The sequence below is a fragment of the Methylobacterium sp. SyP6R genome (assembly GCF_019216885.1).
In the GTDB taxonomy this organism is placed as follows: Bacteria; Pseudomonadota; Alphaproteobacteria; order Rhizobiales; family Beijerinckiaceae; genus Methylobacterium.
Window position 1 is genome coordinate 3,301,683 of the sequence record NZ_JAAQRC020000001.1, and the last position, 24,401, is coordinate 3,326,083.

The window sequence follows — 24,401 nt, forward strand, 5'->3', positions numbered from 1 at the left end:
AGGCCCGATCACCCCTCGTCGGGTGATCGGGGAGCCCGAAGGGCGAGGGTGAGGGGGTGTCTCCGGACGAGGCTCCTCCGGCACCACCCCCTCACCCTCGCTCCGGCTTCGCCTCCGCTTGTCACGACCCCGGCAAGGGGGTCGTGACCCTCTCCCCGCCCGCGGGGAGAGGAGAAGGGGCGCTCTACGCCCAAAACCGGCTGCCGGGACCCGGCCCGGCATGCCATTGATGCTACGCCCCGCCCGCCCCGAGAGCGGGGATCACGAAAAGATTGCCGGAGAACGCCGCCCCATGTCCCACCGCATCGTCTTTCTCGACCGCGAGACCCTGGATGCGACCGTGCGGCCCCCGAGCTTCCCGCACGAATACGCCGAACACGCGGTGACGGCGCCCGACGAGATCGTGGCGCGGCTGCAAGGCGCCCAGATCGCCATCATCAACAAGGTGCCGATGCGCGAGGAGACTCTCGCCCAGTTGCCGGACCTGAAGCTGATCGCGGTCGCGGCGACCGGCACCGACGTGGTCGACAAGGCCTTCGCCAAGTCCCGCGGCATCACGATCGTCAACATCCGCAACTACGCCTTCAACACCGTGCCGGAGCACGTGATCGGGCTGATCTTCGCCCTGCGGCGGGCGATCGTGCCCTACACCAACTCGGTCCGGCGCGGCGATTGGGCCAAGGCGCGGCACTTCTGCTACTTCGACTACCCGATCCGCGACGTGGCCGGCTCGACCTTGGGCATCGTCGGCTACGGCGCGCTCGGCAAGTCGATCGGCCAGCGCGCCGAAGCGTTGGGCATGCGGGTGCTGGCCTACGACGTGATGCCCCAGCCCGGCCTCGTCGACCTCGACACGATCATCCGCGAGAGCGACGTCATCACGCTCCACGCGCCGCTGACGCCGGAGACCCGCAACATGATCGGGCGGGACGAGCTGGCGCGGATGAAGCGCGACGCGATCCTCATCAACACCGCCCGCGGCGGCCTCGTCGACGAGGCGGCTTTGGCCGAGGCCTTGACCGCCGGCACGATCGGCGGCGCCGGCTTCGACGTTCTGACCTCGGAGCCGCCGCGGGACGACAACCCGCTGCTCGCCCTCGACCTGCCGAACCTCATCATCACCCCCCACGTCGCCTGGGCGAGCCGCCAAGCCATGCAGATCCTGGCCGATCAGCTCGTCGACAACATCGAGGCCTTCGTGGCCGGCCGGCCGCAGAACGTGGTGGAGTAGGGCGGGGCGGAGCGCTAACCCGCTCTCGCCAACTCGAACGATGCCCCGCGCCGGCTTCGGATGCCCGCGGCGGAAAGGATGACGATGAAGAAGCTTCTGTTCCAATTCGACACCGACCCGATGCCCAGCGTGTTCGACGTGGTGGTGGGCTACGACGGCGGCGCCGACATCATCACCGGCTACCCCAACGTGACTCCCGACAATGTCGGGGCGCTGGTCGACGGCACGATCTACACCCGCGGCGGCTCGGAGAAGAAATCGACCGCGATCTTCGTCGGCGGCGGCAGCATGGCTGCCGGCGAGGCGGTGTTCAAGGCGGTGCGCAAGCGCTTCTTCGGCCCGTTCCGGGTGTCGTGCATGCTCGACTCCAACGGCTCGAACACCACGGCGGCGGCGGGCGTGGCCCTTGTCGCCAAGGCGGCGGGCTCGCTCCAGGGCAAGCGCGCCCTGGTTCTCGCCGGCACCGGCCCGGTCGGCATGCGCTCGGCGGCGCTCCTCGCCAAAGAGGGCGCGACCGTGACGCTCGCCGGGCGCAACCTCGCCAAGGCGCAGGAAGCCGCCAAGGCCATCGAGACCCGCTTCAAGGTCGCGATCCGGGCGATCGAGACGGCGGATGCCGAGTCCCGCGGCGCGGCTTTGGCCGAGGCCGAGGTGGCCTTCGCCGCCGGCGCCATCGGGCTCGAACTCGCCTCCGAGGCGCAGTGGAGCGGCGCGAGGGACCTCGCCTTCCTGGGCGACTACAACGCGCAGCCGCCGCTCGGCTTCGGCGGGATCGAGGCCACCGACAAGGGCAAGGAGCGCCACGGCAAGGTCGTGTTCGGCGCGCTCGGCATCGGCGGGCTGAAGCTCAAGCTGCACCGGGCCTGCGTCGCCAAGCTGTTCGAGAGCAGCGAGCTGGTCCTCGACGCGGAAGAGATCTACGCGCTCGCGAAAGAGATGGCGTGATGGCGAACGAGGACACGATCCCGGGCTTCCTCGACGCCCTCGCCAGCGAGCGCCCGACCCCCGGCGGCGGCGGTGCCGCGGCGATCTCCGGCGCCATGGGGGCCGCCCTGGTCTCGATGGTCTGCAACCTCACCATCGGCAAGAAGAAGTATGCCGAGGTCGAGGCCGAGATGATCGCGACCCGCGACCGTGCCGAAGCCCTGCGGGCCGAACTCACCGGCATGATCGCCGAGGACGTGAAGGCCTTCGACGCGGTGATGGGCGCCTACGGCCTGCCGAAGGCGAGCGACGACGAGAAGGCGGCCCGCGCGGCCGCCATCCAGGACGCCCTGCGGCTCGCCACCGATGTCCCGCTCGCCTGCGCCAAGACCTGCAGGGCGGTGATCGACCTGTGCGAGGGGATCGCCGAGCGCGGCAACCTCAACGTGGTCAGCGATGCCGGCGTCGCCGTGCTGGCGGCCCAGGCCGGCCTGCGCAGCGCCGCCCTCAACGTCTACGTCAACGCCAAGGCGATCGAGGACCGGACCTTCGCGGAAGGCCGTCTCGCCGACCTCGCCCGGGCGCTGGACGGCGCCGATGCCCTGACCGAGTGGGTCTACGGGCTGGTGAAGTCGAAGCTGACCTAAGGGTCGGCGCGCCTGGATCGGTATCCGGGCGATCATTTGAAGCAACGCAACCGCGCTTTTTGAGCCGGGCGCGAGGGACCCCCTCGCGCCCGGAACGGGAAGCCTTTGCCTGAAACGACAGGAGGACGCCATGGACGTGCACGAGTACCAGGCCAAGGAATTGCTCGCGAGCTTCGGCGTGCCGATCCCGAAGGGCGCCGTGGCCTTCAGCCCCGACCAGGCGGTCTACGCCGCCACCGAGCTGGGCGGCGCCCACTGGGCGGTGAAGGCGCAGATCCATGCCGGCGCCCGCGGCAAGGCCGGCGGCATCCGGCTCTGCCGGACCACCCACGAGGTGCGCGACGCCGCGACCGACCTGCTCGGCCGCCGCCTCGTCACGCACCAGACCGGCCCCGAGGGCAAGCCGGTGCAGCGGGTCTATATCGAGACCGCCGACCCGTTCGAGCGCGAGCTCTATCTCGGCATCGTCCTCGACCGGAAGGTCGAGCGGGTGCGGGTCGTCGCCTCCAAGGCCGGCGGCATGGACATCGAGGAGATCGCCGCGACCGATCCCGACGCGTTGCTGCAAGTGGTGGTGGAGCCCGCGGTCGGCCTCCAGCCCTTCGAGGCGCGGGAACTCGCCTTCCAGCTCGGCCTCACCATCAAGCAGGTCGGCGCCGCCGTGAAGACGATCATGAGCGCCTACCGGGCGTTCCGCGATTGCGACGCGGTCATGCTGGAGATCAATCCGCTGGTCGTGACCCGCGACGACCGGGTGCTGGCGCTCGACGCCAAGATGTCGTTCGACGACAACGCCCTGTTCCGGCGCCGCCAGATCGCCGACATGCACGATCCGTCGCAGAGCGACCCGCGCGAGGCCCAGGCCGCCGAGCACAACCTGAACTACATTGGTCTCGACGGCGAGATCGGCTGCATCGTCAACGGCGCCGGCCTCGCCATGGCGACCATGGACATGATCAAGCACGCGGGCGGCGAGCCGGCGAACTTCCTCGATGTCGGCGGCGGGGCCTCGCCGCAGCGGGTCGCCACCGCCTTCCGCCTCGTCCTGTCCGATCCGAACGTGCGGGCGATCCTGGTCAACATCTTTGCCGGCATCAACCGCTGCGACTGGATCGCCGAGGGCGTCGTCCAGGCCGCCCGCGAGGTGAAGATCGGCGTGCCTCTCGTGGTCCGGCTCGCCGGCACAAACGTCGAGGCCGGCAAGGCGATCCTGGAGAAGAGCGGGCTCGACCTCATCACCGCCGACACCCTGACGGAGGCCGCCGAGAAGGCGGTGGCCGCCATCCGCACCAAGAACTGAAGAGGGGACGCCCGATGAGCATCCTGATCGACGAGAAGACCCGGATCCTGGTCCAGGGCATCACCGGTGACAAGGGTAGCTTCCACGCCCGCGAGATGATCGAGTACGGCTCGAACGTCGTCGGCGGCGTCACCCCGGGCAAGGGCGGCCGCACCGAGCACGGCGTGCCGGTCTTCGACACCGTGCGCCAGGCGGTGCAGGAGACCGGCGCGGAGGCGAGCATCACCTTCGTGGCGCCGCCGTTTGCCGCCGACGCCATCATGGAGGCGGCCGATGCCGGCATCCGGCTGATCTGCTCGATCACCGACGGCATCCCGGCCCAGGACATGATGCGGGTGAAGCGCTACCTGCGGCGCTACCCGAAGGAGCGCCGGCCAATGGTGGTCGGGCCGAACTGCGCCGGCATCATCTCCCCCGGCAAGTCGATGCTCGGCATCATGCCCGGCCACATCTACCTCAAGGGCAATATCGGGGTGATCTCCCGCTCCGGCACCCTCGGCTACGAGGCCGCGGCGCAGATGAAGGCGGTGGGTCTGGGCATCTCGACCTCGGTCGGCATCGGCGGCGACCCGATCAACGGCTCGTCGTTCCTCGACCACCTCGCCCTGTTCGAGGACGACCCGGACACAGCGGCGGTGCTGATGATCGGCGAGATCGGTGGTCCGCAGGAGGCCGAGGCCGCGGCCTGGATCCAGGCCAACATGAAGAAGCCGGTGGTCGGCTTCGTCGCCGGCCTCACGGCGCCGAAGGGCCGCAAGATGGGGCATGCCGGCGCCATCATCTCGGCGGCCGGCGACAGCGCCGGGGAGAAGGCCGAGATCATGCGCTCCTACGGCCTCACCGTGGCCCCGAGCCCGGGCGCCTTCGGGACCACCATGGCGCAGGTGATGTCCGGGCACCGCAAGGCGGCGTGAGCCAGCTCCTCCCTCGGCCCGCGCTTCGGGCCGTGCGCATTCCTCCTCTCTCCGCGGGCGGGGAGAGGGCTGTGTCCCCGTTCAGGGGACACAGCGAGGCGGCAGCCGAGGGTGAGGGGGAGGTGCCGGATGAGCCTCCTCCGGAAATACCCCCTCACCCTCGCCCTTCGGGCTTGCCGCTGACCCGACAAGGGGTCAGCAGCCCTCTCCCCGCCCGGCGGGGAGAGGAGAGACTGGCGCACACCCTCGACCCCCACGGGGAGCCCCCGATGATCCACACTCCCGTTCCCGACACGCCGTTCGTTCCGCCGCTGATCACCGGCACCGAGGACCGCGTCGCCCTCGACGTGCTCTTTCGCTCGCTGGTGGATGTCTGCCGGCGCCACCAGCCGGAGCTGGAAGCGGTGCTGCGCGGGCAGGCCGACATTGCCGGCCTGTCGCCGGAGCTGACCGCGCGGGCGTTGCAGGTCCAGGGCATCTGGTTCCAGCTGATCGCGATCGCCGAGCAGAACACCGCCATGCGCCGGCGCCGCCATGTCGAGCGCAATGCCGGCCGCGACCGGCTGAAGAACTCCTTCAGCGCCGTGCTGGCCCGGGCCGCCGCCCAGGGCGTGCCGGCCGCGACGGTGCATGAACTCCTCACGTCCCTGCGCGTGCGCCCGACCCTGACGGCGCACCCGACCGAGGCCAAGCGCGTCACGGTGCTGGAAAAGTTCCGGCGCATCTACCTGATCCTGAAGGAACTGGAGATGCCGCGCTGGACCGAGCGCGAGCGCCAGGCCCTGATGGACGACCTGCGCGACGAGGTCGAGCTGGTCTGGATGACCGGCGAACTGCACCTCGAGAAGCCGACCGTCGACCGGGAAGTGGCCTGGGGCCTGCACTTCTTCGACGAGACCCTGTTCGAGATGCTGCCCGAGACCCTCGGCTCGCTCGAGGAGGCGCTGGCGAGTGCCTATCCGGGCGCCCGGTTCGAGGTCCCGGCCTTCTTCCAGTTCGGATCGTGGATCGGCGGCGACCGCGACGGCAACCCCTTCGTCACCGCCGAGGTGACCCGGCGCACCCTGCGACGCAACGCGCTCGCGAGCCTGCGGCGCTACCGCGACGGCGTGGCCGGCCTCGCCCGCACCCTGTCGATCAGCGCCCGCGCCCTGCCGGTGCCGGATGCCTTCGCGAGCGCGCTCGCCGGTGCGCTGGCGCTCCAGCCGGACGGCGAGGCGATCGCGCGGCGCAACCCGGGCGAGCCCTACCGCCAGTTCCTGACCTGCCTCAGCCGCCGCCTCGACGCGACGGTCGCCGGGCTGGAGGACTCGTCGGCCGCGCCCGAGAACAGCACCCCGACCGGTCCCGGCTACGGCGATGCCGACCTGCTGATCGCCGACCTGCGCGCCCTCGAACAGGGCCTGTCCGAGGCCGGCTGCCCGTCGCTGGCCGCCAACCGGGTGCGGCCGGTGCGCCGGATGGTCGAGATCTTCCGCTTCTCGACCGTGCGGCTCGATATCCGCGAGAACACCACCCGCACCACCCGCGCGCTCCAGGCTCTGTGGCGCGGCACCCACGAGGGCGAGCCGCCGGACGTCGATTCCCCGGACTGGACCGCTTGGCTCGAAGCCGAGCTGGCGCGGCCGCTCGACGGCCTGCCCGATCTCTCCGGCCTGCCCGAGGAGGCGCAGGAGACGCTCGCGACCTTCCGGCTGGTGGCGGAGATGCGCGGCAGCCTCGACCGCGAGGCCTTCGGGTCCTTCGTCCTGTCGATGACCCATTCGGTCCCCGACATCCTCGGCGTCTACCTGCTGGCCAAGACCGCCGGCGTCTTCCTGGATGCTGCCGGCATCGAGGTCTGCCCGCTGCCGATCGTGCCGTTGTTCGAGACCATCGACGACCTGCGCGCCGCCCCCGCCATCATGCGGGCCTTGCTCAAGATCCCGGTCGTGCGCCGCTCCGCCCGCCAGCAGGGCGGGGTGCAGGAGGTGATGATCGGCTACTCCGATTCGAACAAGGATGGCGGCTTCGTCGCCTCGAACTGGGAGCTGGCCAAGGCGCAACGGCTGCTGACCCAGGTCGGCGAGCAGGCGGGGATCGGCATCGCCTTCTTCCACGGCCGCGGCGGCTCGGTCAGCCGCGGCGGCGCGCCGACCGCCCGGGCCATCGCGGCGCAGCCGCCGGGCTCGATCCGGGGCCGCTTCCGCACCACCGAGCAGGGCGAGGTGGTGTCGTTCAAGTACGCCAACCGCGGCACCGCCGCCTACCAGATGGAGCTGCTCGCCTCCGCGGTGCTCGCCCATGCCCTCGACGGGGCGGCGGACGGGATCCCGGCGGCGAACCCGGAATTCGACGACGTGATGGAGGCCTTGTCGGGTGCCTCGCGGGCGGCCTACGCGCAGCTCCTGACGCATCCGGACCTCGTGACCTATTTCGGCGCCGCGAGCCCGCTCGACGAGATCGCGCTGCTCAACATCGGCTCGCGCCCGGCCCGCCGCTTCGGCGCCCGGAGCCTGGCCGACCTGCGGGCGATCCCCTGGGTCTTCGCCTGGAGCCAGAACCGCCACGGCATCACCGGCTGGTACGGGGTCGGTAGCGGCTTGAAGAGCCTCCTCGACGTGCGCGGGGATGGCGGCCGGGCGCTGCTGCGGCGGATGTTCGAGCAATCGCCGCTCTTCCGCCTGGTCATGGACGAGGTCGAGAAGACCCTGCTCACGGTCGATCTCGACATCGCCCGCGACTTCGCCGGCCTGTGCCCGGACGAGGGCGCGCGCGAGGCGGTCTTCGCGATGATCGAGGCCGAGTACCGGCTGACCTGCGCCATGGCCCTGGAGGTGAGCGGGGCGCGCAGCCTCGCCGAGCGCTTCCCGCTCTATCGCGGGAGGCTGACCGAGCGGCTGCCGGTGCTCAACCAGGTCAGCCGCGAGCAGGTGGACCTTCTCCGCCGCTTCCGGGCCGAGACCGACGAGGCGCAGCGGGAGACGCTGAAATCGGCGCTGCTCTTGTCGATCAACTGCGTCGCCACCGGGTTCGGGGCGACGGGGTGAGGTCTTGCCGCCCGGTTGCCGGATGAGGCGCCCCTTCTCCTCTCCCCGCGGGCGGGGAGAGGGCCGCTGACCCCTTGTCGGGTCAGCGGCAAGCCCGAAGGGCGAGGGTGAGGGGGTGTCTCCGGAGGAGTTTCACTCGTCGAGACCCCCTCACCCTCGCTCCGGCTTTCGCCTCCGCTTGCCGTGTCTCTTGGACAGAGACACGGCCCTCTCCCCGCCCGCGGGGAGAGGGGGAGAGCCCGCGCCTCTCCTTCCCCCTTCCCCCCGCATAGCCCCACACCCCCCACCTTCCGCCACGTTGCGTCCGTCCGCGACGGACCGCCAAATGATCTCCAGGAGGAAACACGAATGAGCTTCACCCTCGTCCAGCAAGCCACGCCGCGCCTGCACCGTTCCGAACTGGCGGTGCCGGGCTCCAACCCGACCTTCATGGAGAAGTCGGCCAAGTCCTCGGCCGACGTGATCTTCCTCGATCTCGAGGATGCGGTCGCGCCCGACGACAAGGAGCAGGCACGCAAGAACATCGTCCAGGCCCTCAACGAGATCGATTGGGGCACGAAGACGATGATGATCCGCATCAACGGCCTCGATACCCACTACATGTATCGGGACGTGGTCGACATCGTCGAGGCCTGCCCGCGCCTCGACATGATCCTGATCCCGAAGGTCGGCGTGCCGCAGGACGTCTACGCCATCGACGTGCTGGTGACGCAGATCGAGCAGGCCAAAAGCCGCGAGAAGAAGCTCGGCTTCGAGGTGCTGATCGAGACGGCTTTGGGCATGGCCAATGTCGAGGCGATCGCCCAGTCCTCGAAGCGCCTGGAAGCGATGTCCTTCGGCGTCGCCGATTACGCCGCCTCGCTGCGCGCCCGCTCGACCGTGATCGGCGGCGTCAACCCGGATTACTCGGTGCTCACCGACAAGGACGAGGCGGGCGGGCGCCAGACCCACTGGCAGGATCCGTGGCTGTTTGCCCAGAACCGCATGCTGGTCGCCTGCCGGGCCTACGGCCTGCGCCCGATCGACGGCCCGTTCGGCGATTTCTCCGATCCGGACGGCTACGTCTCGGCGGCCCGGCGCTGCGCGGCCCTCGGCTTCGAGGGCAAGTGGGCGATCCACCCCTCGCAGATCGACCTCGCCAACGAGGTGTTCACCCCGAGCGAGGCCGAGGTGACCAAGGCCCGCCGCATCCTGGCGGCGATGGAGGAGGCGGCCAAGGCCGGCCGCGGCGCCGTCTCGCTCGACGGGCGGCTCATCGACATCGCGTCGATCCGCATGGCCGAGGCGCTGATCGGCAAGGCCGACGCCATGGCGAAGGCATAACGGGGACCGCGAGAGCCGGCCTGCGGGCCGGCTCTTCCACGACGGAGAGCCGACCGCCCTGCATGGGTGATGGGCCAGGCTTGCTCACCGCGCGGACGCGCCGCACGGATCTCGCACACGCTAGAAACAGTCGACTGGCATACGTTCGACAGATACCGGTTCGCGCGGCCGCTTAGGCGGCCGTTCACGTGTGTCTCGTACAACTCCCGCTGCGCCGATACTGCCGGAATGAACGGCGCGGGCGATCGGGAGTTGTGTGTGAGACACGGAGACGCCTCGCGACCCGGCCCTGGACTGGATCGGCTGCGGTCGCCCGACCGCCCTGCGCTGCTCCCGGTCTTCGACGTTGCTGCATGGCCCGATGGCGCTACTTTTGCACCATCGGACGATGCCCCAGTGGAAGCGTGCAACCGATGAGATCAGAACAGGGCGCCGACCCGACGAAACGCCGGCACGGCGGATGGCTCCTGGCCCTCGCGATCCTGGCCGGCGCCGGCGGCGCCTATGCGTGGCACACCCGCGAGCACGCGGCCGCGGCGAAACCCGCGGCCCGCGCCCCGGCTGCCGTTCCGGTGACCTTGGCGCGTGTCGAGCAAGGCCCGCTCGCCAAGGAGCTCGGCGGGCTGGGCACGGTGCAGGCCTACAACACCGTGCAGGTGCGTAGCCGGGTCGACGGCGAGATCCTGAAGATCGGCTTTCGCGAAGGCCAGGTGGTGAAGAAGGGCGACCTCCTCGCCCAGGTCGATCCGCGCCCCTACCAGGCCGCCCTCGACCAGGCCAAGGCGAAGAAGGCCCAGGACGAGGCCAACGTAAAGAACGCGAAGGCCGACCTGGAGCGCTACACCAAGCTCGGCGACTACGCCTCGCGCCAGCAGACCGAGACGCAAGGCGCGCAGGTCAACCAGCTCACCGCCCAGATCGCCGGCGACCAGGCGGCGATCGACAACGCGGCGACGCAGCTCTCCTACGCGACGATCCAGGCGCCGATCGATGGTGTCACCGGCTTCCGGCTGATCGACGTCGGCAACATCGTCAATGCGGCGCAACAGACCGCGATCGTCACCATCACCCAGGTCGAGCCGATCTTCGTGGTCTATACCGCCCCCGAGGAGCAGCTCGGCGAGGTGATGCGGGCGCTCGCCGCCGGCCCGGTCCCGGTCGAGGCCTGGAGCACCGACGGCATGACCCGGCTGTCCGAGGGGCGCCTCGATCTCGTCAACAACCAGGTCGACACCGCCACCGGCACGATCCGGCTCAAGGCCTCCTTCGCCAACAAGGACCACGCCCTGTGGCCTGGCGTGTCGGTCTCGACGAAGATGCGCACCGGCACGATCCCCGACGCCGTCACGGTGCCGGACGACGCGGTGCAGCACGGGCCGAAGGGCCTCTACGCCTTCGTGGTCGACGACCAGAACCACGCCCACATGCAGCCGATCGCCGTCGGCCGCGCCACCGACGGCCGCACCCAGGTGACCAAGGGGCTGACGCCCGGCCAGACGGTCGTCTGGCGCGGCCAGTCGCGGGTGCAGGAGGGGGCGCTGGTCGCCGAGGCGAAGCCCGCGGGTCCCGCGGCCCATTCGGCGGACAACGCCGCCCTGGCGTCGAGCGAGGCGCGCTGACATGCAGCTCGGCACCGGGCAGGGGGAGGCCGCGCGCGGCGGCATCTCCGGCTACTTCATCCGCTTTCCGATCGCGACCTCGCTGATCATGGCCGGGATCCTGTTCATCGGGATCGTGGCCTATCCGCTGCTCGGCGTCGCGCCCCTGCCGCAGGTCGACTTCCCGACGATCCAGGTTACCGCGCAGCTGCCCGGCGGCAGCCCCGAGACCATGGCCTCGACGGTGGCCCAACCGCTGGAACGGCAATTCGCGCAGGTGCCCGGCGTCAGCCAGATGACCTCGACGAGCGCTCTCGGCATCTCGTCGATCACCGTGCAGTTCGACCTCTCCCGCAACATCGACGGGGCGGCGAACGACATCCAGGCGGCGATCAACGCCGCCGGCGGGCAGCTCCCGAAGAACCTGCCGAGCCCGCCGACCTACCGCAAGGTGAACCCGGCCGATTCGCCGATCCTGCTGCTCTCGGTCACCTCCGACACCCTGCCGCTGATCGAGGTCGACGACGCCGCCGACGTGCAGCTGGCGCAGCGCATCAGCCAGGTCTCGGGCGTCGGCCAGGTGCTGATCGGCGGCCAGCAGAAGCCGGCGGTGCGGGTGCAGATCGACCCGGCGAAGCTCGTCGCCAAGGACCTGTCGCTCGAGGACGTCCGCAGCCAGCTCTCGATCACCACGGTCAACAGCCCGAAGGGCAGCTTCGACGGCCAGACCCGCAGCTACACGGTCTATGCCAACGACCAGCTCACCCGGGCCAAGGACTGGAACGACGTCATCATCGCCTACCGCAACGGCGCCCCCTTGCGGGTCCGCGACATCGGCCAGGCGGTGGCGGGGCCGGAGGACGTGAAGCAGGCGGCCTGGGCCAACGGCCAGCGCGGCGTGTTCCTGGTCATCTTCAAGCAGCCCGGCGCCAACGTCATCGACACGGTGGACCGGATCAAGGCCGAATTGCCCCGCATCACCGCCTCGCTGCCGGCCGGCGTGAAGGTGCAGACGCTCAGCGACCGCACCCAGACCATCCGCGCCTCGGTCGAGGACGTGCAGTTCACGCTCCTCATCACCATCGCGCTGGTGGTGATGGTGATCTTCGTGTTCCTGCGCTCGCTCTGGGCCACCATCATCCCGAGCGTGACGGTGCCGCTGGCGCTGCTCGGCGCCTGCGCGCTGATGTGGATGGCGGGCTACACCCTCGACAACTTGTCGCTGATGGCGCTCACCATCGCGGTCGGCTTCGTGGTCGACGACGCGATCGTGGTGCTGGAGAACATCGCCCGCTACGTCGAGGAGGGGATGAAGCCGATGCAGGCGGCGCTCAAGGGCGCCGGCGAGATCGGCTTCACCATCGTGTCGATCTCGGTGTCGCTGATCGCGGTGCTGATCCCGCTGCTGCTCATGGGCGGCATCATCGGCCGGCTGTTCCGCGAATTCGCCGTCGTGCTGTCGATGACGATCGGCGTCTCGGCCTTCGTGTCGCTGTCGCTGACCCCGATGATGGCCTCGCGCTTCCTCAAGGAGCACAAAGCCGAGCATCACGGGCGCCTCTACCGCTGGAGCGAGCGCGTCTTCGACGGGATGCTGTCGGCTTACGAATCCGCCCTCGACGTGGCGCTCCGCCACCATGTCGTGACGTTCCTGACCTTCCTCGGCACGCTGGCGCTCACCGGCTACCTGTTCGTGGTGATCCCGAAGGGCTTCTTCCCGCAGCAGGATACGGGCCTGATCGTCGGCATCACGGAAGGCGGGCAGGACATCTCGTTTGCCGCCATGGAGGACCGTCAGCGGGCGGTCGGCGCGGTGATCCAGGCCGATCCGGATGTCGCGAGCATCGCGATGTCGATCGGCGGCAGCGGCCAGGCGCTCAATTCCGGCCGGATGTTCATCACGCTCAAACCCCGGGACGATCGCGAGGCCAACGCCTTCCAAATCATCGACCGCTTGCGGCCGAAGCTCGCGAAGCTCGAGGGCGTGAAGGTCTTCCTCCAGGCCTCGCAGGACGTACGCACCGGCGGGCGCGCCTCGCGCACCCAGTTCGAGTACACGCTGCAGGACCCGAACCTCGACGAGCTCAACACCTGGTCGCCGCGCCTGCTCGACAAGCTGAAGACGCTGCCGGAACTGCGCGACGTCGCCACCGACCAGCAGACCGACGGCACGACGTTGACGCTCACGATCAACCGCGATGCCGCCTCGCGCTACGGCATCACCCCGCAACTCATCGACGACACGCTCTACGACGCGATCGGGCAGCGCCAGGTAGCGCAGTACTTCACCCAGCTCAACAGCTACCACGTCGTCATGGAGATCCTGCCGGCGCTCCAGGGCAATCCGGACAGCTTGCACAACATCTACGTGAAGTCCCCGACCACCGGCGGGCAAGTGCCGCTTGCCGCCTTCGCGACCTGGACCACGGTACCGGTGCGCCCGCTCTCGATCAGCCACCAGGGCCAGTTTCCGGCGGTGACGATCAGCTTCAATCTGGCGCCGAACGTCGCCCTCGGCCAGGCGACGGCGGCGATCGACAAGGCGGCCCGGGATCTCGGCATTCCGGCGACGCTCGCGACCGGCTTCCAGGGCACCGCGCAGGCCTTCCAGCAATCGCTCTCGACGGTGCCGCTCCTCATCGTCGCCGCCCTGGTGGTGGTCTACCTGATCCTCGGCATCCTCTACGAGAGCTACATCCACCCGCTGACGATCCTCTCGACCCTGCCCTCGGCCGGCGTCGGCGCGCTCGCGATGCTGCTGTGGTTCGGCTACGATTTCAGCCTGATCGCCTTGATCGGCATCATCCTGTTGATCGGCATCGTGAAGAAGAACGGCATCATGCTGGTCGATTTCGCGATCGTCGCCGAACGCACCGAGGGGATCGGCCCCGAGGAGGCGATCCGCAAGGCGGCCTTGTTGCGCTTCCGCCCGATCCTGATGACCACGATGGCGGCGCTGCTCGGCGGCATTCCGCTGATGTTCGGCACCGGCACCGGCTCGGAGATTCGCCAGCCGCTCGGCTACGCCATGGTCGGCGGCCTCGCGGTGAGCCAGGTGCTGACGCTGTTCACCACGCCGGTGATCTACATCTACCTCGACAAGCTCGCGACGTGGCTGTCCGGCGGCTCGCACGGGGCGGAGGTGAAGGACGACGCGCCGGAGGAGGGGGAGGCGCCGTCGCGGTTGCGGGAGGCGGCGGAATAGGGAGCCGTCTTCCGTGCAGACGGTCACACTCAGCTCGGGCTCTAGAGCTTTTTTCCGACAAAGCGGATGTTATTTCGTCGAAAAAATAAAATCGAGTTATTATTCGATAGCTTTGTTAGATTTCAATAGATTCATATGTTAGCTAATGATAAGTCGCATAGACGTCATAATTTTTCAATTTCCATTTTCCATGCTTTTTTCTATATACAAAGACTATAATTTCTCCGTCCCCGAATCTGCGATATTTCTCATTCTCTGTCTTTACCCAGTTATCGCGTGAGTTGTCTCGGACGACGAAGGCTGTGCGGTAATCGGTATCGAAGATTGGATAACTGAACTCTCTCCGTGCCGTGCTGGCGGATCCAAGGATTTTCTGTCCCCTGAAGGTCCCGCCTCCCGAATGAGTCGGAGCACTCAGCACGGCGTCCGTGCGTGCCGACCGCTCGGTCTCGCTGCATATCAAAGGGTCTGCGCCCGTCCCTCTTCCGATAATATCTTTGGGGACCGTCATATGATGCGGAGGAGAAAGGTCGCCACGGACCGGGTATTTCATGTAAGTCCGCACAGTTTGGCCAAAAACAGAATAAACAAGCCATTTATCCGATATCGTGCAGGCCGTGAAAAATTTTTTGTCCGTCGATATGATGTGATCGAACAGCGATATTGCTTCTCGATCAGATCTGTCCAAATTTTCCTTCGAAGACGCCGGCACACAACCGAGCACGCCGAATGTAAGAGCGGTTACAATAAAATTGGCTCTGCGCGCACGCCTAAACATCATTCACATCCAAAACGAATCCGCGCCGCTATCCTGGCCGAATACCCGAGGTCGTCGCCCCCGTCGAGGGACGGCGCTCCGCCGAAGCGTGTCGTGCCGGCCGCAGGACGTTCTGCGCCTGTTCCCCGACCGCCGCCCCTCGTGCGGCCTCTCCGGTCCGCACACCCCTCTCCCGCACGGGTCAGGGAGATGCGCGCGACCTTCACCGAACGGATCAGGCGGACGCACCTGACGTTGCCGGTTCACGCTGCCGCGATGAACTCCCGCAAGACCGCGAAGGCGCACTCCGGCTCGTCGCCGAACAGGTTGTGGCCGCTTTCCGCGAAACCTCCGAAGCGCACGTGGTCGGGCGGCAAGGCGGCGACGAGTGTCTCGCTGACGGAGGGCGCCACCGGCGAATCGTACGCACCGCCCATGACCAGGACGGGACAGCGCGGGCGCCGTGGTCGAAGCCCGGGCCGTCATGCAGGAGCGGCAGGGCCGGCTTCTCCCGCATCGTGCCGCCCGCGGGAACGGGCTCGGCATTCCCGACGTCGACGACGAGACGGACGCCGTTGACGGCGACGAATATCGGGCGGCTTTCCTCCTTGCCGGGCGGTGCGGAATTCGGATGTCCGGGCCGCCTCCCGCCGTGGCGGCTGCCCTCAGGCCACCGCGGCCTGCTTCTGCAGGCTCAGCAGCATGTTGGCGATCTGGCGCACCTGCAACTCGCTGTCCTGCAGCTCCTTCTTGCGGGCACCGCCATAGGCGTACTCGTCGTGGTCGATCCCCGGAACCGGCAGGCCGCTTTCCTCGAAGTAGCGTTCGAGGCGGGCCAGCAGCTGTTCCCAGACGCCGAGGCGGGACCAGCGGATGAAGGTCTGGGCCGCCATCCACCACGGGCCGTAATGCGCCGGGACGGCGCGCCAATTGGTATCGTGCCAGTGCCGCCAGAGGATCGCGTCGATGGTCCGCTTGAGATCGTGAGGCTGCGTCTTGCCGCGAGGCCTGCAGCCTTCGAGCAATGGCACGAGTATGGCCCACTGCGCCTCCGTCAACATCCAATTCCCCTCGCTCACGCTTCCGCCGGGAATCATATTACCAAGGGTAATCTGCTTCTTCAATCCGGGTATCCACCGCCGGTTGAACTTTGTTGACTCGCTGCAACAGGGGAAGGGCCCGATATCGTTTGTGTTCGAACATGATCCCAAACGGATTAATCCTACCATTGCTTTAAAGATTAGATATTTCGGTTTGTAAATACTTTTAAATGATACCGGCTGACCGGCCAGCAAAAAATCTGACGAGAAGCCCATAAATCGCGTGCGCTGCGTCGCAGCGTCAGCTGCGAAAACGTTAAAGATTGTAACAATTATGGCAAAATTTATCGTAGTTGTTTCTAATTTATTCAAATGCGGTGATCGACGCTACAAATTGCATAACTGTATTTTCGCGAGACTGTCGCTGCGTCGCACAACCGAAGGGGGCCGCACAGCCCGCCGGCAGTTGGGGCACATGCCCACTGTCAGGGCGGCCCGGGGTTATGCGCAGGTTTCGAGGGAGGACGGGAGCGCCGCTCGTCCAACCCGCATCCGTCACCGTTTCGTTGCGGGCAGGCGAGAAGGCGGAGGCAGCGGCCGTGAAACAGGATATCGGGTGAGTGCTTCGACGGGTCTCCGTTCGGAGGGCGCAGATCGTGCTCCGGGGCGGGCGGTACACCGCTCCCGGGATACGCAGCGCAACGCAAAAAGGCCGCCGAGGCGACCTCTCCTGCCATTCGGTTCGAGCGAGGGGGGAGATGGTGGAGCTTAGCGGGATCGAACCGCTGACCTCCTGCATGCCATGCAGGCGCTCTCCCAGCTGAGCTAAAGCCCCATCCTTCAACCGCGGCACTGGGAATGCCTGCGGGTCTCGTCATCGGCGATCGCTCAGCACGATCGGATCAACCCCGGCACAGCCTGGGAAGATTTGGTGGAGCTTAGCGGGATCGAACCGCTGACCTCCTGCATGCCATGCAGGCGCTCTCCCAGCTGAGCTAAAGCCCCATCCGTCAGCCGCGGCACTGGGAATGCCTGCGGGTCTCGTCATCGGTGATCGCTCAGCGCGATCGGATCAACCCCGGCACAGCCTGGGAAGATTTGGTGGAGCTTAGCGGGATCGAACCGCTGACCTCCTGCATGCCATGCAGGCGCTCTCCCAGCTGAGCTAAAGCCCCACGCTGCAGGACGTATGGGATCCGTCCCGGAACCGACCGTGCCCTCGGGGAGGGCGCCGCCGGTGAGCGGCGGTATATGAGGGTGTGGCGCCGGACACAAGCCCTCGGGGCGGGTCTTCGCGAAGTTTTCGTGACTGCCGCGAATTCCGCAGTGATCTGAGGGGGTTGTGACGGCGGCGGTCCTGCGCCGCCGTCGTCCGCCCTCCGAGAGGATCAGGATTCCTCGTCGTTCTCGATGTCGCCGTCGATCAGGTCGGAGACGTCGTCGCCGCTTTCCTCGTCCTCCTCCAGGAAGGTGTCGTCGTCGCCGCCGGCATCGGCCACGTCGGCATCGTCGTCGTCGACCGAGACGTCGGCGCCGTCCTCGGCGGCCTCGACCTCGTCGAGGGAGACCATCTCGGGGGCGCCGGCCTCCTCCTCGGTCTCCTCCTCGCGCGGGGCGCGGTTGGCGATCGCCGGCGCGGGGACGCGCGATGAGGTGAGGGCGGCGACCTGATAGACGGTGCCGCATTTCGGGCACACGGCAGGGTCCCTGCTGAGGTCGTAGAACTTCGCGCCGCAGCTCATGCACTGGCGCTTCAAGCCGAGTTCCGGTCTGGCCACGGTCGTTTCGTTCCTGTCGATGTCGTTAAGAGTGGGTCCGGTTAGTCGCGCCTGCCAGCCCTGTCAAATAGCTGTCGGGCCGGCGGATGACGGCGCGGCGCCCGCATGGTAACGACCCGGCCGTTTTCCCGCGCTTCTTCGCGGTTCTCGAGAATCAGGCCGTCTGCCCGTGTCGCACGATTCCACTCCGTCCCCGATCACCGCCCAGGCCGGGACGGCCCTGCGGGGCCGGCTGCGGCCGCCCGGCGACAAGTCGATCTCGCACCGGGCGATCATCCTCGGCCTGCTAAGCCTCGGCGAGACCCGGATCGAGGGCCTGCTCGAAGGCGACGACGTTCTGCGCACCGCCGCCGCCGCCAGGGCGCTCGGCGCCGGCATCGATCGCGACGGGGAGGGGCGCTGGCGGGTACGCGGCGTCGGGGTCGGCGGCCTGACCGATCCGGCGGGTGTGCTCGATTTCGGCAATGCCGGCACCGGCTCGCGGCTGATGATGGGCGTGGTCGGCGGCCATCCCGTGACCGCGACCTTCGACGGCGACGCCTCCTTGCGCAAGCGGCCGATGCGCCGGATCCTCGATCCGCTGGTGCAGATGGGCGTCACGGTGGTGGAGCAGGCCGAGGGCGGCCGGGTGCCGCTCACCCTGCGCGGTCCCCGCGAGGCGGTGCCGATCACCTACGAGAGCCCGGTCGCCTCGGCGCAGGTGAAGTCGGCGGTGCTGCTCGCCGGGCTCAACGCGCCCGGAATCACCACGGTGGTGGAGGCCGCCGCGACCCGCGACCACACCGAGCGGATGTTGCGCCTGTTCGGCGCCACCGTCGAGGTCGAGGCGATCGGCCCCGGCGGCCACGGCCGCCGCATCGCGCTCACCGGTCAGCCGACCCTCACCGCCACCGACGTGGTGGTGCCGGCCGATCCGTCCTCAGCCGCCTTCGCGCTGGTCGCCGGCCTGATCGTCCCGGGCTCCGAGGTGGTGATCGAGGGGGTGATGATGAATCCCCTGCGCACCGGCCTCCTCACCACGCTGCTCGAGATGGGCGGCGACATCGAGCGCCTGAACGAGCGCGAGGAGGGCGGCGAGACCGTCGCCGACCTGCGGGTGCGCCACAGCCGCCTGAAGGGCGTCACGGTGCCGCCCGAGCGGGCGCCGGCGATGATCGACGAATACCCGGTGCTCGCGGTGGCGGCGGCTTGCGCGGAAGGCACCACCCGGATGCAGGGCCTGCACGAATTGCGGGTCAAGGAATCCGACCGCCTCGCCGCGGTGGCGGTGGGCCTGAAGGCCAACGGCGTCTCCCACCTGGTCGAGGGCGACGACCTGATCGTGCACGGCGATGGATCGGCGCCTGTGGGCGGCGGCACGGTCGAGACCCATCTCGACCACCGCATCGCCATGGCGTTCCTCGTGCTGGGCATGGCCGCACACAGGCCGGTGACGGTCGATGACGGCGCGATGATCGCCACGAGCTATCCCGCCTTCCTCTCCGACATGCGGGCGCTCGGCGCCGCCTTCCCGGCATGAACGGGCCGATGGTCATCGCGATCGACGGGCCTGCGGCCTCCGGCAAGGGCACGCTCGCCAAGCGTCTTGCGGCGCATTACCGGCTGCCGCACCTCGATACCGGCCTGCTTTACCGGGCGGTGGCGCTGACGCTCCTCGACGCGAATCGCGACCTCGCGGACGCGAAGGCGGCCGCCGCCGCGGCGCGAGCGCTCGAACCGGCCTTTCTCGCCGATCCGCGCCTGCGCGGTGCCGCCATGGGCGAGGCGGCCTCGATCGTCTCGGCGCAAGCCGCGGTGCGCGCCGCGCTCCTCGACTGGCAGCGCCGCTTCGCCGGCTCGGCCGAAGGCGCCGTGCTCGACGGGCGCGACATCGGCACCGTGGTCTGCCCGGATGCCGCCGTGAAGCTGTTCGTGACCGCTTCCGCCGAGGAGCGCGCCCGCCGCCGCCACCGGGAGCTCGGCGGACGCGGCGAGGCGGTCGCGTACGAGGCGGTGCTCTCCGACATCCTGCGCCGCGACGCCCGCGACGCCGACCGCGACGCGGCGCCCCTGCGGGTGGCCGAGGATGCGGTGGTGCTCGACACCACGGTGCTCGACGCCGACGCCGCCTTCCGGGCCGCCATCGACGTGGTCGACGGGCGGGGCGGCGCGAGAGACTGAGCGCCCTATCGACGCTTCTCCCATTCCCGACCTCAGGATGAGGTCGTGGATGGGATGAAGCGTGACGACGGCATCAGCCGGTCGAGAATCCCGCCCGACACCACGCCGCCACGAATCCGTGGCATGCGTATCCAACGACATGGCGCGCGATCCGGCGCGCCCTCACTTCGGACGTCCGCCTCCCATGATCCGCCTCGACAAGATCGGCAAGCAGAACGGCAACCAGCTCCTCTTCATCGAGGCTTCGGCGGCGTTGCAGCGCGGCGAGAAGGTCGGCCTCGTCGGCCCGAACGGCGCCGGCAAGACCACCCTGTTCCGGATGATCACCGGCGAGGAGCAGCCCGACGAGGGCCAGGTCTCGGCCGATCGCGGCATCACCATCGGGTATTTCAGCCAGGATGTCGGCGAGATGGCCGGCCGCTCGGTCCTGTCCGAGGTGATGGACGGCGCAGGTCCCGTGAGCGAGATCGCCGCGGAGCTGCGCGAGATCGAGACCGCGCTCGCCGATCCCGACCGGGCCGACGAGATGGAGGCCCTGGTCGAGCGCTACGGCGAGGTGCAGGGGCGGTTCGAGGAACTCGGCGGCTATGCGCTCGAGGGCCGGGCGCACGAGGTGCTGGCGGGCCTGAGCTTCTCGCCCGAGATGATCGAGGGCGATGTCGGCGCCCTGTCGGGCGGCTGGAAGATGCGCGTGGCCCTCGCCCGCATCCTCCTGATGAACCCCGACGTGATGCTGCTCGACGAGCCGAGCAACCACCTCGACCTCGAGAGCCTGATCTGGCTCGAGGATTTCCTCAAGGGCTTCGACGGCGCCCTGCTGATGACCTCGCACGACCGGGCCTTCATGAACCGGATCGTCGGCAAGATCATCGAGATCGATGCCGGCTCGCTCACCACCTATTCCGGCGACTACGCCTTCTACGAGCAGCAACGCGCGCAGAACGAGGCGCAGCAGCAGGCGCAGTTCGAGCGCCAGCAGGCGATGCTGGCCAAGGAGATCAAGTTCATCGAGCGCTTCAAGGCGCGCGCGTCGCACGCCGCCCAGGTGCAGAGCCGGGTGAAGAAGCTCGACAAGATCGAGCGCGTCGAGCCGCCCCGCCGCCGCCAGAGCGTGGCCTTCGACTTCCCCGCCGCGCCGCGCTCCGGCGACGACGTGATCAGCCTGAAATCCGTGGACAAGCGCTACGGCAGCCGCACGATCTACGAAGGCCTCGATTTCGGGATCCGCCGCAAGGAGCGCTGGTGCGTGATGGGCGTCAACGGCGCCGGCAAGTCGACGCTGCTCAAGCTCGCCACCGGCACCATCGCGCCGGATTCGGGCATCGTGACGATCGGCGCCAGCGTCAAGCTCGGCTACTTCGCCCAGCACGCCATGGACACGCTCGACGGCGAGCGCACGGTGTTCGAGTTTCTGGAGGACTCCTTCCCGCAGGCGGGGCAGGGGTCCTTGCGCACCCTCGCCGGCTGCTTCGGCTTCTCGGGCGACGACGTCGAGAAGCGGTGCCGGGTGCTGTCGGGCGGCGAGAAGGCCCGTCTCGCCATGGCCCGCATGCTCTACGACCCGCCGAACTTCCTCGTCCTCGACGAGCCGACCAACCACCTCGACGTCGGCACCAAGGACATGCTGATCGCCGCGCTCGCCCAGTACGAGGGCACGATGCTGTTCGTCTCGCACGACCGGCACTTCCTCGCCGCCCTGTCGAACCGGGTGCTGGAGCTGACGCCGGACGGCATCCACAAATATGGCGGCGGGTATTCGGAATACGTCGAGAAGACCGGGCGCGAGGCGCCGGGCCTGCGGCACTGAGGGGCAGGAGGCGGCGCGTCTCCCGCAACGGCTCCAAGACCATTCATCCCGGGGCCGCGCAGCGCGGCCCGGGTTGACCGCGAGGGCTTCAGACGCGTCGGCGCACCCTCGCCACGCTGTCTCCCATCAGCATCGGCGCCACCGCGTCGGCCGGGACCGGCCGGCTGATGAGGTAGCCCTGCACCTCGGTGCAGCCCGCCCCGCGCAAGTGGGCCAGTTGTTCCTCCGTCTCGACGCCCTCGGCGGTGGTGGACATGCCCATGCTGTCGGCGAGCGTCGTCACCGCCCGGACGATGGCCAGCGCGTCGGGTCGCACCGAGAGGTCGGCCACGAAGGCGCGGTCGATCTTGATCTTGTCGAACGGGAAGGCGCGCAGGTAGCCGAGCGACGAGTAGCCGGTGCCGAAATCGTCCATGGCGATGCGCACGCCGATCCCCTTCAGCCGGTGCAGCATGGCGACGGTCGAGGCGTTGTCCTGCAGGAGCACGCCCTCGGTGATCTCCAGTTCGAGCCGGTGCGGGTCGAGACCGGCGTCGCGGAGCGCCGCGATCACCGTGGCGTCGATGTCGCCGCTGCGGAACTGCACCGGCGAGAGGTTGACCGAGACCCGGACGGCGTCCGGCCAGCGCGCCGCCTCGCGGCAGGCCTGGCGCAGGACCCACTCGCCCAAAGGCACGATCATGCCGGTCTCCTCGGCGATCGGCACGAAGGCGGCGGGGCTCACCACGCCGCGGATCGGGTGATGCCAGCGCACCAGGGCCTCGAATCCGGCGATCCGGTTGTCCGACAGGCCGAGGAAGGGCTGGAACGCCAGGGCGAATTGCTGCTCGGCGAGCGCCGCCCGGAGGTCGAGCTCGACGCCGCGCCGGGCCTGGATCGCCACGTCCATGGCGGGCTCGAAGAAGCGATGGACGCCCCGCCCTTCGGCCTTGGCGCGGTAGAGCGCCATGTCGGCGGCCCGCAGGAGCCCTTCCGAATCCCGCGCGTCCGTCGGCGCGAGCGCGATCCCGATGCTGAGGCCCACCGCGACGCGCTTGCCGTCGATCTCGTAGTCGCGCGCGACCGCCTCGATCAGCCGGGCGGCGAGGCGCCCGGCCTTGAAGCGCGAGGTCGGGTGCAGGATCACCGCGAACTCGTCGCCGCCGAGCCGGGCCAGGGTGGCGTGGCCAGCCTCCGCCTCGTCGCAGGTCGCGGCGGTGAGGCGGGTGGTGACCTGGCGCAGCAGCTTGTCGCCGACGGCGTGGCCGAGGGTGTCGTTGACGTTCTTGAAGCGGTCGAGGTCGAGGCAGAGGACCGCCGTGGCGGCGCCCCGCGCCGCAGGGCTCCTGGCCAGCGCCTCGGCCAGTCCCTCGTGCAGCAGCGCGCGGTTGGGCAGGCCGGTCAGGGCGTCGTGGCGGGCCATGTGGACGATCTGCGCCTCGGCCCGCTTGGCGGCCGTGACGTCCTCGTGCACCGTCACGAAGCCGCCCTCGGGGGTCGGCGCGTAGGTCACGGCGATGACCCGCCCGTCGACGAGGGTCTGGTCGAGCCGGTAGCGGGCGCGGGTCGCCAGCCGCTCGCGCACCTGGCGCCAGGCCTCCTCCGGGGAGAGACCCGGGAAGTTGCCGGCCTCGGTGCGGCGGTGGATCAGCTCCTCGGCGGTGATGCCCGGATGCACCGTCTCGGCCGACAGGCCGTAGAGGTCGAGGAACTGCCGGTTGACGACGGTCACCCGGTGATCGGCGTCGAACAGGACGAGCCCGTGCGACATGTGGGTGAGCGCGTGGTCGAGGCGGTTCTTCTGCTCGGCCAGCCGCGCATCGGCCCGCGCCCGGTCGGTCGCATCCTCGTGGACCACCAGGGTGCTGCCGTCCGGCAGCGGCACGATGGTGGTCTTGAGCAGGACGCCGCCCGGCAGCTGCCGCTCGCGCTGCAGGCGGACCCGCTGCGCGATGCGCGCCGACGCATAGGCCCAGGCCTCGTCGGGGTTCATCTGCGGGTAGTTGCCGCTGCCGGCGCTGGTGCGGATCATGTGCTCGAGCGGTGTGCCGAGGCGCAGAAGCTCCGGCGGCAGGCCGAAGATCTCGTGAAGCCGCCCGTTCACGGCGATCAGCCGCAGGTCGGCGTCGAACAGGCTGACACCGATCGGCATGTTCGCCACCACCGCCTCGAAGCGTCGCGTCTGCTCCTCGAAGCGTCGCGTCTGCTCCTCGCAAAGCCGCGCCGCCTCGATTTGCGCCACCGCCGGTCCGGATAGCTCGGCGCAGTTCCCGTGCCAGCCCGCGATCGTCCCGTCCGCTGCGAGACGCGGCGCACCGCCGAACCGGAACCAGCGGATTCGCCCGTCCCGATGCCGGTGCGGCAGGACCAGGTCGCGGAACGGCACCGGCCGCCGCAGCGGCCCGTCATCGACCGGTTCGTCACCGGCGAGCCCCGGCCAGGAACGCCCGACCGGCTCGACTTCCCCGGTCAGCGCCGCGTAGCGCCCGCGCACGTTCGTCAGCCGCAGGTCTGCATCGGTCTCCCAGACCCAGTCGGCGGCGAAGATGTCGAGATCGTCTGGCAGCATCACGCGGTCTTCTTCTGGCCGGCCATGACTCTCACAAATTCGCTGCGATTTCCTTTCGCGGGTTGTAGGACTGGCGGACCCGCTACCTGCGGATCGGCTTGGCCGACGGTGCGGTGACGTGACTCACTCCACCCGCTTCC

The 24,401-nt window shown here is 68.9% G+C and carries 16 protein-coding genes and 3 tRNA genes; 12 read left to right on the forward strand and 7 right to left on the reverse strand.

Translation table 11 applies throughout. From position 1 onward, the window contains the following. Positions 1 to 292 precede the first annotated feature (292 nt). The 9 genes from HBB12_RS15330 (at position 293) to HBB12_RS15370 (ending at position 14,171) form a co-directional block, all read left to right on the forward strand. Positions 293 to 1,231, forward strand: a complete 939-nt coding sequence (locus HBB12_RS15330; RefSeq protein ID WP_236990140.1) for a D-2-hydroxyacid dehydrogenase — start codon at positions 293 to 295, stop codon at positions 1,229 to 1,231. A gap of 84 nt (positions 1,232 to 1,315) precedes the next feature. Next, entirely contained in the window at positions 1,316 to 2,176 is an 861-nt protein-coding gene (locus HBB12_RS15335) for an NADP-dependent methylenetetrahydromethanopterin/methylenetetrahydrofolate dehydrogenase (RefSeq protein ID WP_442919272.1), read from the forward strand. Next, positions 2,176 to 2,802 (forward strand): methenyltetrahydrofolate cyclohydrolase, encoded by a 627-nt coding sequence (gene fchA, locus HBB12_RS15340; protein ID WP_236990142.1) that lies wholly within the window; start codon positions 2,176 to 2,178, stop codon positions 2,800 to 2,802. Before HBB12_RS15335 ends, fchA begins: the two co-directional genes overlap by 1 nt. Positions 2,803 to 2,932: 130 nt before the next feature. Beyond that, positions 2,933 to 4,102 carry a malate--CoA ligase subunit beta gene (locus HBB12_RS15345; protein ID WP_236990143.1) on the forward strand — a complete coding sequence of 390 codons (1,170 nt, stop codon included), beginning with the start codon at positions 2,933 to 2,935 and terminating at the stop codon, positions 4,100 to 4,102. Positions 4,103 to 4,116: 14 nt separating this feature from the next. Then, positions 4,117 to 5,016 carry a succinate--CoA ligase subunit alpha gene (sucD, locus tag HBB12_RS15350; protein WP_236990144.1) on the forward strand — a complete coding sequence of 300 codons (900 nt, stop codon included), beginning with the start codon at positions 4,117 to 4,119 and terminating at the stop codon, positions 5,014 to 5,016. Positions 5,017 to 5,285: 269 nt separating this feature from the next. Beyond that, complete coding sequence (locus tag HBB12_RS15355; RefSeq protein WP_236990145.1) at positions 5,286 to 8,045, forward strand: phosphoenolpyruvate carboxylase; 2,760 nt, start codon at positions 5,286 to 5,288, stop codon at positions 8,043 to 8,045. A 348-nt stretch (positions 8,046 to 8,393) separates the two neighbouring features. Continuing rightward, positions 8,394 to 9,368, forward strand: coding sequence for an HpcH/HpaI aldolase/citrate lyase family protein (locus HBB12_RS15360; protein WP_236990146.1), 975 nt, complete (start codon positions 8,394 to 8,396; stop codon positions 9,366 to 9,368). 413 nt (positions 9,369 to 9,781) lie between these two features. Further along, complete coding sequence (locus tag HBB12_RS15365; RefSeq protein WP_236990147.1) at positions 9,782 to 10,987, forward strand: efflux RND transporter periplasmic adaptor subunit; 1,206 nt, start codon at positions 9,782 to 9,784, stop codon at positions 10,985 to 10,987. Position 10,988: 1 nt separating this feature from the next. Continuing rightward, complete coding sequence (locus HBB12_RS15370) at positions 10,989 to 14,171, forward strand: multidrug efflux RND transporter permease subunit (protein ID WP_236990148.1); 3,183 nt, start codon at positions 10,989 to 10,991, stop codon at positions 14,169 to 14,171. Positions 14,172 to 15,191: 1,020 nt separating this feature from the next. On the opposite strand, the gene HBB12_RS15375 is transcribed toward HBB12_RS15370, so the two are convergent. From HBB12_RS15375 to HBB12_RS15400, 6 genes are all read right to left on the reverse strand, one after another. After that, positions 15,192 to 15,341: a hypothetical protein gene (locus HBB12_RS15375; protein WP_236990149.1), complete on the reverse strand. Its 150-nt coding sequence runs from the start codon at positions 15,339 to 15,341 to the stop codon at positions 15,192 to 15,194. A 252-nt stretch (positions 15,342 to 15,593) separates the two neighbouring features. Then, positions 15,594 to 16,052, reverse strand: coding sequence for a transposase (locus tag HBB12_RS34505; protein ID WP_442919273.1), 459 nt, complete (start codon positions 16,050 to 16,052; stop codon positions 15,594 to 15,596). A gap of 675 nt (positions 16,053 to 16,727) precedes the next feature. Further along, positions 16,728 to 16,803: transfer RNA gene (locus HBB12_RS15385), tRNA-Ala, on the reverse strand. Positions 16,804 to 16,897: 94 nt separating this feature from the next. Next, a tRNA-Ala gene (locus HBB12_RS15390) sits at positions 16,898 to 16,973 on the reverse strand. A gap of 94 nt (positions 16,974 to 17,067) precedes the next feature. Further along, positions 17,068 to 17,143 (reverse strand) — tRNA-Ala (locus tag HBB12_RS15395). A 213-nt stretch (positions 17,144 to 17,356) separates the two neighbouring features. Beyond that, the gene (locus HBB12_RS15400; RefSeq protein WP_236990150.1) at positions 17,357 to 17,746 is read right to left on the reverse strand and encodes a TIGR02300 family protein; all 390 of its coding nucleotides are present in this window, start codon (positions 17,744 to 17,746) and stop codon (positions 17,357 to 17,359) included. A 169-nt stretch (positions 17,747 to 17,915) separates the two neighbouring features. Here HBB12_RS15400 and aroA point away from each other — a divergent pair, with 169 nt between their 5' ends. The 3 genes from aroA (at position 17,916) to HBB12_RS15415 (ending at position 21,713) form a co-directional block, all read left to right on the forward strand. Next, positions 17,916 to 19,265 (forward strand): 3-phosphoshikimate 1-carboxyvinyltransferase, encoded by a 1,350-nt coding sequence (gene aroA / locus HBB12_RS15405; RefSeq protein ID WP_236990151.1) that lies wholly within the window; start codon positions 17,916 to 17,918, stop codon positions 19,263 to 19,265. A gap of 8 nt (positions 19,266 to 19,273) precedes the next feature. Then, complete coding sequence (cmk, locus tag HBB12_RS15410; protein ID WP_236990152.1) at positions 19,274 to 19,906, forward strand: (d)CMP kinase; 633 nt, start codon at positions 19,274 to 19,276, stop codon at positions 19,904 to 19,906. A gap of 184 nt (positions 19,907 to 20,090) precedes the next feature. Further along, entirely contained in the window at positions 20,091 to 21,713 is a 1,623-nt protein-coding gene (locus HBB12_RS15415) for an ABC-F family ATP-binding cassette domain-containing protein (RefSeq protein ID WP_236990153.1), read from the forward strand. 88 nt (positions 21,714 to 21,801) lie between these two features. On the opposite strand, the gene HBB12_RS15420 is transcribed toward HBB12_RS15415, so the two are convergent. Beyond that, positions 21,802 to 24,261 (reverse strand): sensor domain-containing protein, encoded by a 2,460-nt coding sequence (locus HBB12_RS15420; protein WP_236990154.1) that lies wholly within the window; start codon positions 24,259 to 24,261, stop codon positions 21,802 to 21,804. Positions 24,262 to 24,401 lie beyond the last annotated feature (140 nt).